General features: G+C 66.9%; 13 protein-coding genes. 4 read left to right on the top strand and 9 right to left on the bottom strand.

The window, feature by feature from the left end; genetic code table 11:
* Window positions 1-21 precede the first annotated feature (21 nt).
* Window positions 22-729 carry a hypothetical protein gene (locus F1D05_RS00185; protein WP_185445150.1) on the top strand — a complete coding sequence of 236 codons (708 nt, stop codon included), beginning with the start codon at window positions 22-24 and terminating at the stop codon, window positions 727-729.
* A gap of 157 nt (window positions 730-886) precedes the next feature.
* Here the strand turns inward: F1D05_RS00185 and F1D05_RS00180 are convergent, their stop codons facing one another.
* The 9 genes from F1D05_RS00180 to F1D05_RS00140 form a co-directional block, all read right to left on the bottom strand.
* The gene (locus F1D05_RS00180; protein WP_343066561.1) at window positions 887-1,645 is read right to left on the bottom strand and encodes a GAF and ANTAR domain-containing protein; all 759 of its coding nucleotides are present in this window, start codon (window positions 1,643-1,645) and stop codon (window positions 887-889) included.
* A gap of 73 nt (window positions 1,646-1,718) precedes the next feature.
* Window positions 1,719-1,871 (bottom strand): hypothetical protein, encoded by a 153-nt coding sequence (locus tag F1D05_RS00175; RefSeq protein ID WP_185445148.1) that lies wholly within the window; start codon window positions 1,869-1,871, stop codon window positions 1,719-1,721.
* 116 nt (window positions 1,872-1,987) lie between these two features.
* Window positions 1,988-2,677: a YbjN domain-containing protein gene (locus F1D05_RS39500; protein ID WP_246486322.1), complete on the bottom strand. Its 690-nt coding sequence runs from the start codon at window positions 2,675-2,677 to the stop codon at window positions 1,988-1,990.
* Window positions 2,677-4,221 (bottom strand): tetratricopeptide repeat protein, encoded by a 1,545-nt coding sequence (locus F1D05_RS00165; RefSeq protein ID WP_185445145.1) that lies wholly within the window; start codon window positions 4,219-4,221, stop codon window positions 2,677-2,679. The genes F1D05_RS39500 and F1D05_RS00165 overlap by 1 nt, the downstream gene beginning before the upstream one ends.
* Window positions 4,218-4,919, bottom strand: a complete 702-nt coding sequence (locus F1D05_RS00160) for a hypothetical protein (protein ID WP_185445143.1) — start codon at window positions 4,917-4,919, stop codon at window positions 4,218-4,220. Before F1D05_RS00160 ends, F1D05_RS00165 begins: the two co-directional genes overlap by 4 nt.
* Window positions 4,916-6,469, bottom strand: a complete 1,554-nt coding sequence (locus F1D05_RS00155; RefSeq protein WP_185445141.1) for a peptidoglycan-binding domain-containing protein — start codon at window positions 6,467-6,469, stop codon at window positions 4,916-4,918. The genes F1D05_RS00160 and F1D05_RS00155 overlap by 4 nt, the downstream gene beginning before the upstream one ends.
* Window positions 6,470-6,686: 217 nt before the next feature.
* On the bottom strand, window positions 6,687-7,697 hold the full coding sequence (locus F1D05_RS00150) for a lipoate--protein ligase family protein (protein ID WP_343066560.1): 1,011 nt from the start codon (window positions 7,695-7,697) through the stop codon (window positions 6,687-6,689).
* Between the two features lie 92 nt (window positions 7,698-7,789).
* Window positions 7,790-8,302, bottom strand: a complete 513-nt coding sequence (locus F1D05_RS00145) for a hypothetical protein (RefSeq protein ID WP_185445137.1) — start codon at window positions 8,300-8,302, stop codon at window positions 7,790-7,792.
* 131 nt (window positions 8,303-8,433) lie between these two features.
* Entirely contained in the window at window positions 8,434-9,300 is an 867-nt protein-coding gene (locus tag F1D05_RS00140; RefSeq protein WP_185445135.1) for an oxidoreductase, read from the bottom strand.
* A gap of 110 nt (window positions 9,301-9,410) precedes the next feature.
* Here F1D05_RS00140 and F1D05_RS00135 point away from each other — a divergent pair, with 110 nt between their 5' ends.
* The 3 genes from F1D05_RS00135 to F1D05_RS00125 all read left to right on the top strand — a co-directional run bounded on the left by F1D05_RS00135 (window position 9,411) and on the right by F1D05_RS00125 (window position 11,870).
* Window positions 9,411-9,974, top strand: coding sequence for a TetR family transcriptional regulator (locus F1D05_RS00135; protein ID WP_185445134.1), 564 nt, complete (start codon window positions 9,411-9,413; stop codon window positions 9,972-9,974).
* Window positions 9,975-10,019: 45 nt separating this feature from the next.
* Window positions 10,020-10,535: a hypothetical protein gene (locus tag F1D05_RS00130; protein WP_185445133.1), complete on the top strand. Its 516-nt coding sequence runs from the start codon at window positions 10,020-10,022 to the stop codon at window positions 10,533-10,535.
* Between the two features lie 156 nt (window positions 10,536-10,691).
* On the top strand, window positions 10,692-11,870 hold the full coding sequence (locus F1D05_RS00125; protein WP_185445132.1) for a hypothetical protein: 1,179 nt from the start codon (window positions 10,692-10,694) through the stop codon (window positions 11,868-11,870).
* The last annotated feature ends 33 nt before the right edge of the window (window positions 11,871-11,903 follow it).

Genomic DNA, 11,903 nt, shown 5'->3' with positions numbered 1-11,903 from the left:
CCCCGGACCTACCATCTGTGGATGGAGTGGCTTGTGTTCCTGCTGGGGGGCGGTGGTGCCGCACTGGCAGGACGTTATCTGTGGGACCGGCGCGCGGCTCGCCGGATGGATACCGCTGAGCTGGAAGAGATCCGCAAGGTCGCCGACGAGGACGTCACCGAGTTCGGTGAGGAGCTCAGCCGCCTCGACGTCGTCATCGCCGGTCAGGAACTCGACGTGGACACCCGGCACGACTACCAGCGCGCGCTCGATGCCTACGAGTCGGCCGGCCGCAAGGTCGCCCACCTGCGCGCCGCGGACGCGATCAGCACCGTCGTCGACGCCTTGGCCGAGGGCCGGTACGCCGTCGCCTGCGTCCGTGCCCGCGCCGCCGGACAGCCGGTTCCGGAGCGACGGTCCCCCTGCTTCTTCAACCCGCAGCACGGCCCGTCGACCCTCGACATCCAATGGACTCCTTCGAACGGTGGAACGCGCCGAGTGCCGGCCTGCACCCAGTGCGCGGCACGGGTGAAGGTCGGCGACGAGCCGGCGGTCCGCTACGTCAAGTACGGCGCCCAGCGAGTGCCGTACTGGGAGGCAGGCGCGCTCATCGAGCCGTACAGCCTCGGGTACTTCGGCAGCAGCACCACCCGCGCGATCGTGATGGCGTTGTCCATGGAGATGCGTGGCGAGGGCGGCGGCCGCTGGGGCAACGCCCCCGAGAAGGACAACACAAAAAGCCCAAGCTGAGTACTGCGAAGCCCTCCGACCACCAGGCTGAGTACTGCGAAGCCCTCCGACCACCAGGCTGAGTACTGCGAAGCCCTCCGACCACCAGGCTGAGTACTGCGAAGCCCTCCGACCACCACGCTGAGTACTGTGCGCCTCGGCGAGCACCCGGCCGGTACTACGAGCGCGGCAGCTTGCGGGTGTCGACGAGTTGCTGGGCGACTTCGCGGAGCTTGATGTTGCCGTCCTGCGAGTAGCGCTTCAGCACCTCGAAGGCCCGGTCGGCGTCCAGGTCGAAGCGTTCCATCAGGATTCCCATCGCCTGGCCGATCAACTTCCGCGCGTCGACCGCCTGCGCCAGGCTCGCCTCTTCGCGCGCCGAGGACAGCGCCACCGCCGCATGCCGGGCCAGGATGTGCGCGACCGCTTCGTCGTCGGCCGTGAAGGCGGCCGGGGCGGTGCTGTAGACGCTCAGTACGCCGCCGACGCGCCGGTCGGTCACCGCCAGCGGGAGATGCAGGACGGAATGGATGCCGAACCCGCTGACCAGCTCGGACCAGCTCGGCCAGCGCGGATCGGCCTTCGCATCCGGGATGTGGACCACGGCCCCCTCGCGAAGGGACTCGACCATCGGACCGTCACCGACGTCGATCTGGCACTCGTAGATGGTCCTGATCGCGGGATCGCTGACCGCGGCGATCTCCGGCCGGCCGCCACGGGCCACGAAGACGACACCCGCATGACTGCAGCTGAGCGCCCGGACGGCGAACTCCACGACCGCGTCGACGGTCTCGTCGACACCGTCGGAATCGTGCAACTCGGTCGCCAGGCGCGCGAACACGTCGGCGACGGACAATTCTGCGGGGTTGAACATGTCGTACTCCAGGCATGCATCAAGGCCAGAGCCACCCACGTTGCTGGAGTGGTCAACGTCCATATGATGCATCCTCGGAGCCACCCAGGCAGCAGCTTGTGCATAACTTCGGCGTTACTGTTCGCCCGGGGGTCACTCAGAGGATTTCCCGGTGTGCCGCGGGTGATCGCGGGCCGAACCAGGCGTCGAGCAGGGCGTCGTCGGTGACCACGTCCGCGTGGTCACCAGCCGTGCGCTCCACGATCCGGAGCAGCGCGATCAGTCGTCGCCCTATGTCAGTCCCCAGCACCGTTCCGCTCCTCTCCCCACACCACCTATCGCTGATCGCGCGAAAACGTTTCACCATGTGTGTTCGAAACTCGTCAAGAACACCCGGCGGCAGGTAGTACGAGGAGAGGGAGTGGGTCAGCCCCGGCCGACGGCCTTGGCGAGCTGAGCCTTGGCCTCGCCGGAGCGGGCCCGTTCCTTGTTGACCGTGCGGGCGGCGATCTCCTCGGCCGTGTCCTCGCTGCGGCCGCGTTTCTTCAGTCCGGCCTTGATGTGCTCGTACTGTCGCTCACGCTTCTTGCTCGAACCAGCAGGCATGAGAGTTCTCCTTTCCGCCTGCTCGCCCGGTACCCCGTCGCCCAGGCAACAATCGCGCTCAGAGCGCGAGGCGCTCGTAGGCCTCGATCGGGTCGTCACCGGCGGCGGGCCCGCCTTGAACTCGGCCAGGCAGCGGTCCACGGTGAGCACGTTGCTGTAGATCAGCCCGCGGCACAGCGGTTCGGGCAGTTCGACCCCGTCGGACAGGAACACCATCGTCCGGAACACCAGCTCGCCGGTGTCGAGATCCAGCTGGAAGGCGCCGGTCAGCAGCCGCCAGTTCGCCCGAACGACGAGTTGGGTGATGGCTTCGAGCTGGCCGGCATCGACGCTGATCGGCAGGATCGACTCGAACGCGAGCTGGCCGAACGGGTCGTACGGGCGCGCGCGGCAGTCCCAGGCCTCCGCGCTGCCGATGAACCGCGTCCGGATGCACGGAACGCCGTCGAAGGAGTCGGGCGCGACCGGCCAACCGTCAGCGGCCAGGAAGTCGAGAACCTCGCGGAACATCAGAACACTCCCGCGTCGGACTCGGCCAGCATGGCCCGCAACGAGCGCGCCTCGGAGAAGCCGGGTTCGAACTCGAGAGCGCGGTCGACCCAGTCCCGGGCCGCGCGGAGATCGCGCATGCCACGCAGCGCCACAGCCATCGCGAACGCCGCGGGCGCGCTCTCCGGGTGATCTTTGACCGAGAGCTCCAGGAATTCGATCGCGTCGGGGAAACGCTGGATGGCGGACAGGATCAGGCCCATGCACAATGCCATGTCGATCGGTTCGCCGATCGGGAAGTAGTTGTCCCAGACCTGGCCGAGGAGCCGGTGCATCTCGTTCTTGACGACCTCGGGAGCGCCCGGCAGGACGTCCAGCAAGGTGGGCAGGAACTCGATCAGCAACGTCGGGTCGGATCGCGACAGGCGCAGGCTCGCCAGCATCGCCTCCAGCGACAGCGAACTCGCCGTACTGAGCAAGGGGCGGAGGCTGAACGCGTTGTCGGGACCGGTATCGACCAGTTGGTCCTGAACCCAGGCGGTCAGCCGCTCCGGCTCCGGCATCGGTCCTTGCACGAAAGCACCGACCACCAGGCTGTTCGCGGGCTCGGTGGGCAGGATCCCGACGCCGCCACGCTGCCGTACCCAGCGGGCGAGCAGGTCGAAATTGACCATCAGCGAGAACGCGCTGCCGTGGAACACCACTGATGGGCTGGGGTACGAACACAGCTCTACCCTGGTCCGGTGCCCCTTGTCGGCGATGATCGCGAGACTCGGGCCCTGGGTCAGGTCGTCCAGGAACTCCAGGCAGCGCATCCCGCCGACCGGCGCGAGAACGGCGGTGTCGTCCAGCCAGTCCCGGTAGTGGTCGAGGACGGCAGCGAGATCATCGGCGATCTCACCACAGGGAGCGCTCTCCCACTCGATCGACGGTTCCTGGTCGTCGCCGACCGGCGCCACCTTCAGCTCCATCAGGTCGCCGCCGCTGAGGGCGAAACAGTCGTGGCGCAAGGTGTCGAACACGTAGTTGGCGATGCCGATCACCGGTGCGCGCAGCGAGCCGGGAGTGATGGTCCGGCCGGAGACGAGAAGCTCGAGCGGGCCGGGGTTGTCGGCGTCGAGGACGGCGAAGTCGATCAGGCCTTCGTCGATGAAGGGCCGGTACGACGGGTGGGCGGCCCACGCCTGCACCCGATCGGCCGCGAAGTCGGTCACCACGTAGGTGAAGCGCAGACCGGGAGCAAGCGCTCTCAGTTGCCGGACGAACAGGTACGCGAACCGGCCGGTCCCGCCCCCGAACTCGACGATGTGCGGCACCTCCGCGGTGTCAGCCGTCATGCTCGCGCGGAGGAACTCCTGGGCGATCCGGGCGTACGTGCTGGCGATCCGCGGGTTGCCGGTGATGCCGTGCGGTACGGCGCCACTCCCCCAGATGTCCGGCGCACCGCGGTCGTAGAAGCGCCGCTGCCGGTCCCACAACGGCGACTCGGACAGGCGCAGCGCAGTACCGGGCTGCTCTGGTACTCCGTCGAGCAGCGACTCGATCGACTTTCCGGAAACGGTCATTCGGTCACCCAACTGAACTCGGCCCGCCGGAGGACGCCGTCACCGATGGAGTCGACCCGCAGGGGACCAGCATTGACGCTCAGGAATCCGCCACGCGGCGGTGTGGGCAACGACAGCCCAGCAACGAGCTCCAGCTCCCAGCCGTCGGACAGCGCACCATCCAGGCCGGCGGCGTCAACCGTGTGGAGCTCGCGCTCGAGTACGGCGTAGTCCTTGTCATAGATGAGCGCCTCGACGCGAAGCTCGCTGTCACCGCGTACGTCGATCGGCTCCTTCCCGATGTGCTTGAGTCGCGCGCGCAACGGCGTACCGGAGACTTCGAGCTCGATCGCGGCCGACGGGGAGTCGGCGAGGTTTTCGCGGACGCCGCGGAGTACGCGGATGAGCTCTTCGAACCCCGGCGGCGGACTCGCATTGGAGGAGAAGGTTGCGTCCGGCAACCCATCGGCGACCAACTGCTCGGTCGAGCCGCTGGGCGACCGAGGCCCTTCTGCGGGAGGTGCCTGCGCGTCGGCGGCCCGCGCCGACTCCAGTGCGCGGTCGAGCTCCGTCCGCTCCTTCGCGGTCAGGTCCCGGGCGAATCGGCCGACCCGCCACCCGGACGTCTGCCAGCCGGTGATGTGGCCGTCGTCGTCGATCACGAGGCCGATCTCGAGCGTCGACGAGCCGTAGTTGCTGAGCGTCAGGCGAAGTGTCATCGGCGTTCCGGCTTCCAGACGTCGGCGGCGCCGGTCTGCAGCGTCCACTCCTTGGCCAGCAGGTTCACGTACGGCTGCACGTGCCGCGGTTCGATCGGGTGCTCGTGATCCGCGGCCTTCAGACCTCCGCCGCCCTTGGCCGGTGTGGTTTCCATAGTTCCCATCAGACTCTTGTTGGAGTAGAGGAAGGGGGTGACCGCGAGGCGGAAGTTGTCCTGGAATCCGGTCACCGCCTTGGCGTTGAACGCCGCCTGGATGTCGTCGTAGACCGAAGCGCCCGCATTGGCCTTGGCATACTCCTGCGCGACGAAGCGAGAGAAGCCGCCCTGCTTCTCCCCCAGGCCCCCGTTCACCACGCCGGCCAGCTTCGCGCCCCAGCGCTTGTCGTCAGCGGCGGCGATCGGGGCTGCCAGTACGTCGCTGAGCGGCAGGTTGGCCTTGATGTTGGTCGCGAGCTTGGTGCCGTCCGCGGCCACGCCGGCCGGGTCGCCGACGTCCGGCTCCTCGCCGGTGGTGGTCACGTAGTGGTCCTCGGTCCGGTTGTACTCGTCGGCGAGCCCGATCAGGTGGCCGAACTCGTGCGGAGCCATCGAGCGACGCGGGTCGATCGTGTACCAGGTGCCCGAGTTAGACCGGCTGTCGCCGCGTTGCTTCTTCGGCAGCGCGGTGTCGAACCTGAACACGTCGACGGCGTGATCCGAGCCGCCGCGAACAGCCTTGAAGTCGAGGTTCATGCTCTTCTTCTTCGGATCACTGTGGTTGACGGCCTTGAAGGTGCTCCAGATCTCCTTGATGTCGCTCAGCCACTGGCCGATCTTCGCCTCGACCCCACCGTGCTTCTTGTTGAAGGTGATCCCGACGCTGATCGCCAGCGCGGTCTTGGAGAGCTTCCAGTCGTACGCCGCGCGCAGGCCCACGTTCTTCACGCCCTCCACCTCCTCGCGCCAGTCGAACTCGACATGCCCCTGGCTCGCGGCACCGGCGGTCTCGAGCTTCGCCCACGTACCGGGGTCGGCGATTCCGTTGGCGGTCACCTTGGCGCTGGTCTGGAACTCCTTCAGCGCGGCGTCGGTCAGGCCACCGAAGATGCCGTCGATGACCAGCTTCTTGCCGGTGGTGGCACCGCTGTTGTTGAGCCGCTCCTGCAACTCCTTGACCGCGACGCCCTTGGCGCCGGCCAGCACCTTCTTGTGCGTTCCGAGCGCGGGGCTCATGGGAACTTGAGTGTTCCCCGGACCGACGACGACGGTGTCGGTACCACTGATGGTGACTGATGGCGCACGCGTCTTCAGCTGGGCGTGCGTGACGCCGACGACGATGCCGTCCTCCACCACGCCGGCAACAGCCTCGGCGATCAGCTTGCGCTGGAACGCCTTGGCGGCGGCGGTTGTCGCCGCGTCGAAGCGGCCGGTGATCGCGAGGCGGGCCACACCGCTGACGAGATTCAGCTGCTGCTGGATCACCCCCACGTCGTGCGAGGGCCCGTCGCCTTCCTTGAGCCGCTGGACCGCGAGACCGTTGACGAAATCGGAGACGACCCGATTCCCCACCTGCCGTTGCAGCCTCGCCAGCTCGTGTTCCGGCGCAGGCTGCTTCCTCCCAGCAACCGGTGCGGTTGCTCGGGAGTCATGGGCACGGCGCGCCCGGTCCGCCATACCCCGACGTTAGCCTCGCCGGCCCGGTCAGGTCGTGCCCGATGAGGCATCAAACTCTGCCCCGTTCCCCAGCCCCAGCCCACGCCCCCGCCCTCCGCCGGGTGGGGATCCGTCACGGGACCCGGGTGAGCCAGTCCTCGGTACCGAACTTGGTCTCCACCCGGCGTCGCGCCTCGGCGAGCGTCTCGTCGTCGATCGTGGCGTCGGCGAGGCCGTACCGGGCGGCGAAGGTGCCGACCAGTCGCTTGATCACCTCACCACGTTCCAGACCGGTCTGGCTGCGCAGCGGGTCGACTCGTTTGTTGGCGCTCGTGGTGCCCTTGTCCGACAACTTCTCGCGGCCGATCCGTAGCACCTGAAGCATTTTCGTGGCATCCATGTCGTAGGCCATCGTGACGTGATGCAGTACTGCGCCGCCCGCGAACCGCTTCTGCGCGGCACCCGCGATCTTGCCCGCCGGCGAGGTGATGTCGTTGATCGGCTGGTACGTCGCGGCGATGCCCAGCTCGTTCAGCGCGCCGACCACCCAGTCGTCGAGGAACGCGTACGAGTCGACGAACGACAGCCCCGAGACGAGCGACTCCGGTACGTAGAGCGAGTAGGTGATGGTGTTGCCGGGCTCGACGAACATCGCCCCGCCGCCGCTGATCCGCCGTACGACTGTCACGTCGTTCTTGGCGGCACCGCCCAGATCCACCTCGTTGGCGAGCGACTGGAAGCTCCCGATGATGACCGCGTTCGCGGCCCACTCCCAGATCCGCAACGTCGGCGCCCGCTCCCCCGACCCGACCTGCTCGGCCAGCACCTCGTCGAGCGCCATCTGCAACGCCGGCTCCCGCGGTACGTCGTGGACGAACTCCCACGCATGATCCGTCCACGCCGACGCGCCAGTCAGCGCACGCCGTACCGCGACAGCCACCGCCTCAGGCGAAAACCCGATCATCTCGACGCCATCGCCCAGCACGCCCCGCACCCGAGCCGCGATCTGCGCCACCGACGCCCCAACCGGCACTCCGGCCAGCGCAGCATCGATCAACGCCAGCGCATCATCCGGCTCGAGAAAGAAGTCCCCACTGATCCGACCCCGCCGCACCACCTCGTCGGCCACGTCGAGATCAGCCACAACCAACTTCCCACCAGGCACCTTGTATTCACCATGCATATCAACCCCAACCGCTGCCCCGGCACAGATGTTCCGGGGCAGCGACTCAGGACCTAAAGAACCTGAAGGGTCGGACTGTGCTGCTCCACGGCGCTCGTCTGAGAGCTGTTGTACCAAACCTTCCCGATAGAGGCATAAGCGCCCCGCGCACGGGGGATCCAGCAGTGCTGTGGGGCAGTGCCTCGCGTCGAATGGGCAGCGACCAGGAACGCGTCCTCATGCCCATCCACACAGGTCATGGCCGTACCGGACGAGTAGTAGTCCTCGTAGGTCAGCCAGGGGTTCCAGTCGAAGCTGCTCGAGTTGCCGAACTCGACGGTGAAAAACACGTGTCCGAGATCAACCCACGCACAGGTCTGCCAGTAGCGGGTGTGAGTGGAGTCCGCGTACGTGTATCCACTACACGTGTGCCCCCTTTGGCCCGGCCCCACCACCACAGAAGCCGTGGCTTCGTTGCCGGCACTGCCCGTCGCCGAGGCCGACGCCGCTCCGGACGATGCGACCAGTCCCGCGATCGCCAGCGGCATCACCATCAGGGCCGTAGCGGCTCTACGCAAGTTCTTCATGCCATCTCCTTGTACTCGGAAAGTAGACAGCTCGAAGCTATGAACCGATCACTGATCGCAACAGGTGTACTGCACTGCACGAACCTGCAAAACCCTTGTTTTGCAGGTTGTTGCAGGTGACACAGAGCCTGCTACTTGCCGATGGTGTTCAGTTCGGTGACGGCGTCGGTGGGGAGGATGAGGGTGGCCGCGGCGACGTTTTCGTGGAGGTGGGCGACGGAGGAGGTGCCCGGGATGAGGACCATGGTTGGGGAGCGCTGGAGGAGCCAGGCGAGGGCTACCTGTTGGGCGGTGGCACCGAGGCGGGTGGCGACGGTGGTGAGGGTGTCCGACTGGAGCGGGCTGAAGCCGCCGAGTGGGAAGAACGAGGCGTAGGCGATCCCCTCGGCCGCGCACCGGTCGACCAGCTCGTCATCGTTGCGCTGGGCAAGGTTGTAGAGGTTCTGCACGGTGACGACCGGGGCGATCTGCTGCGCCTCGGTGAGCTGCGCAGCAGAGACATTACTGAGACCGAGGTGCTTGATCAGACCCTCCTGCTGCAACTCGGCCAATGCGGTGAACTCCTTGGCGATCGAGATCTCGGTGGTCTCCTCGAGGCCAGGCGCGCGGAGGTTGACGACGTCGAGGGCGTCGAGCCCCAGGTGGTCGAGATTTTGCCGCACCTGCGCCTTCAGGTCCTCGGGATCGAGCGACGGGATCCAGCTCTTGTCGTCACCGCGCCGGGCACCGACCTTGGTGAAGATGTGCAGATCCGCGGCGTACGGGTGCAGCGCTTCCTTGATCAGCTCGTTGGTGACCACCGGGCCGTAGAAGTCGCTGGTGTCGATGTGGGTGATGCCGAGCTCGACGGCGGTTCGCAGTACGGCGATCGCCTCGTCGTGGTCCTTCGGCGGACCGAAGACGCCGGGGCCGGCCAACTGCATCGCGCCGTAGCCCATCCGGCTGATGGTCAGGTCGTCGGCGAGCTTCAGTGCGCCGCCGGGAAGATTCGTGGTCATCGCACACCTCTGAGAGAGAAAATTGACTAACTGGTTACCTAAATCGAGCGTACAACTGGCTAACCAGTTAGTCAATTGTTACTCTGGGCCCGAACGGATGAGGTGAGCTGATGGGTAAGGCCGACGTGACCAGGGAGCGGATCCTCGAGGCGGCGATGGCGGAGTTCTCCGCATACGGCGTGGCCGGCGCGCGCGTCGACCGGATCGCGAAGACGGCCGGGTGCAACAAGAACCTGATCTACGTCTACTTCGGGAACAAGGAGACGCTGTTCACCACCGTGCTCGACAAGCACCTCTCCCGGGTCTACGCCGAGATGGACCCCACCCCCGAGGATCTCCCGGGCAAGGCCGGGCGCGTCTTCGACTTCGCGATGGAGAACCGCGACCTGATGCGGCTGCTCGCCTGGTCCAACCTGGAGGAGCAGGCCACCGAGCCGGCCGCGCGCGCGATGGCGCAGGACTCGAAGGTGGCCGGCATCGCGGCGGCCCAGGCCGAGGGCAAGACGAACCCCGACTTCCCCGCGGATTTCCTGCTCACCGTCGTGATGACGCTGGCCACGGCCTACACCGCGGCGAATCCCTTCGGCCACTTCCCGGAAGAGACCGAGGACACCCAGGCCCTCCGCGAGCACATCGTCGAAGCCGTCCGCCTGATGACAAACCCGGCAAAGTAGACCCGCCTGGCCTCGGCGAGCCCCATACTCGATCGCCTGCTGTCCATGCCGGTCTGGGCCCTGCTCCCGGTCACCTGGATTCCTTGGACCGCCATCCTCTTCGCGGTGAACCTGGCCAGCGGCGACAGCCTGCTGCCGGCCTTCGAGCTCGCAGCGGTCGGTGGCGTCGTTCTGGCCGTCGCAACGACCCTCCCCCTCAAGTTCAGGTGGCGGGCAGAGCGGCGAGCGCTCGGCGAGGCGACGCAGACCGACCGGACGGCGGCGATCCGGGCGGCGCGTACCGGACCTGTTCCAGCGGACCCCGAAGTACGGGCAGGCGCCCTTCGGCTGGCGCAGACGGACCTTCAGCGGCCGCAGCGCTGGCGGCCGTGGATGGCAGTCGCCGGCCTGGTCTTCGTGGCGGGGCAGATCGGCCTCGCGTTCTCTTCGCCCTGGAGCCTTTCTCGTTCTGGTGCTCGTCGTCCCGTCGTTCGTCTTCTCGTTGTTCGTCTTCCCAAGCGCCCGCGCACCCGCATCGCCCTCCTGTCAGAACCACAGGAGCCTGTACTCCGTACTCAGTAACGCCTTGAACAGCCGACCGGCCGCAGAGGGGAAACCCCTTGTTGGGCCAACGTTCAGGTTGCGGGAAACCCCTCGCATCGGCAGATGATCATTGCATTCAGTGGCCGATCGACCTCATTCTGTGGAAACGCCGCCCCGCCCCAGTTGAGGAGATCGATGAAATTCCGCCCTCGCGCCGTCGTGCTCGCCACGCTGTCCGCGCTCGCTCTGACCGCCGCCGCTGCCAGTGGTGCCGTCGCCTCGATCGCGCCGGACAAGCAGCAACCGCCCGCACCGGCGCCAGCCCTCGCCGCCGCTACTACCGCGACTGATACGGACGGCGACTCGCTGCCAGATGCCTGGGAGACCGATGGCTACGACGCCAACGGTGACGGCGTCGTCGACGTCGACCTGCCCGCCCTCGGCGCGACGCCGAACAAGAAGGACCTGTTCGTCGAGATGGACTACATGAGCGGGCGACTGGCCTCGACGGCAGCGTTCGACCGGATCGTCCAGAGCTTCGCCAACGCGCCGATCAGCAACCCGGACGGCAGTACCGGGATCCGGATCCACCTCGACGGTGGGGCGGCGGCCGGCGCGGCGTACGACCTCGGCGGCGGCAACCAGGTGCCCTACGACAGCAACCTGTCCCCCGCCGAGTCGCAGACCGACGCGATCAAGAACGCCAACTTCGCCTCGGTCCGCAAGGCCGTCTTCCACTACATGCTCTGGGCCGACGACTACGACAACAGTTGCAGCAGCGGCAACGCCTTCGCCATCCCGAACGACACCTTCATCGTCACGATGGGCCCGAAGTGCCAGTGGACCGTCACCGAGAACATGAACGTGGGCACCTTCATCCACGAACTCGGGCACGACCTCGGCCTGACCCACGGTGGCACCGACAGCGTCAACTACAAGCCGAACTACCTCAGCGTGATGAACTACGCCTTCCAGTTCAATGGCGTACCGCGAACCAGCGGCGCCAGCTGGTTCAGCTACTCCACCTTCGCGCCGCCCGCGCTGAACGAGCGGAGCCTGAACGAGTCGGTCGGCCTGAACACCAGCCAGGCCTCGACCTGGAAGACGTCCTGGAAGTGCGCCAACGGCACCACCCGTACGTCGGGTGCGGCCAACGCCGGCATCGACTGGAACTGTGACGGCGACACCGCCGACACCACGTCCACCAGCATCAACGGCGACGGCAGCAAGTCGACCCTGACCGCCCAGAACAACTGGGCCAACATCCGCTTCGGCGGTGGCGACGTCGGCGGCGGCAGCCCGAAGCCGAAGACCGCCTCGCACGAACTCCACGAAATGACCAAGCAGGAGTACACCAAGCTCAGCAACCGCTAAGCGCTAGTTGCTGAAGGCCCCGACCACGTGAAC

It is taken from the genome of Kribbella qitaiheensis (assembly GCF_014217565.1).
In the GTDB taxonomy this organism is placed as follows: domain Bacteria; phylum Actinomycetota; class Actinomycetes; order Propionibacteriales; family Kribbellaceae; genus Kribbella; species Kribbella qitaiheensis_A.
The sequence above is the reverse complement of the archived record's forward strand: the minus strand, read 5'-3'. Positions and strand labels throughout refer to the sequence as shown.

Coding starts and splice junctions, on each gene's coding strand:
- F1D05_RS00145 (WP_185445137.1), bottom strand. CDS start 8,302: ATGAAGAACTTGCGTAGAGCCGCTACGGCCCTGATGGTGATGCCGCTG.
- F1D05_RS39500 (WP_246486322.1), bottom strand. CDS start 2,677: ATGTTCCGCGAGGTTCTCGACTTCCTGGCCGCTGACGGTTGGCCGGTC.
- F1D05_RS00180 (WP_343066561.1), bottom strand. CDS start 1,645: ATGGACGTTGACCACTCCAGCAACGTGGGTGGCTCTGGCCTTGATGCA.
- F1D05_RS00165 (WP_185445145.1), bottom strand. CDS start 4,221: ATGACCGTTTCCGGAAAGTCGATCGAGTCGCTGCTCGACGGAGTACCA.
- F1D05_RS00125 (WP_185445132.1), top strand. CDS start 10,692: ATGAAATTCCGCCCTCGCGCCGTCGTGCTCGCCACGCTGTCCGCGCTC.
- F1D05_RS00140 (WP_185445135.1), bottom strand. CDS start 9,300: ATGACCACGAATCTTCCCGGCGGCGCACTGAAGCTCGCCGACGACCTG.
- F1D05_RS00185 (WP_185445150.1), top strand. CDS start 22: ATGGAGTGGCTTGTGTTCCTGCTGGGGGGCGGTGGTGCCGCACTGGCA.
- F1D05_RS00130 (WP_185445133.1), top strand. CDS start 10,020: ATGCCGGTCTGGGCCCTGCTCCCGGTCACCTGGATTCCTTGGACCGCC.
- F1D05_RS00160 (WP_185445143.1), bottom strand. CDS start 4,919: ATGACACTTCGCCTGACGCTCAGCAACTACGGCTCGTCGACGCTCGAG.
- F1D05_RS00135 (WP_185445134.1), top strand. CDS start 9,411: ATGGGTAAGGCCGACGTGACCAGGGAGCGGATCCTCGAGGCGGCGATG.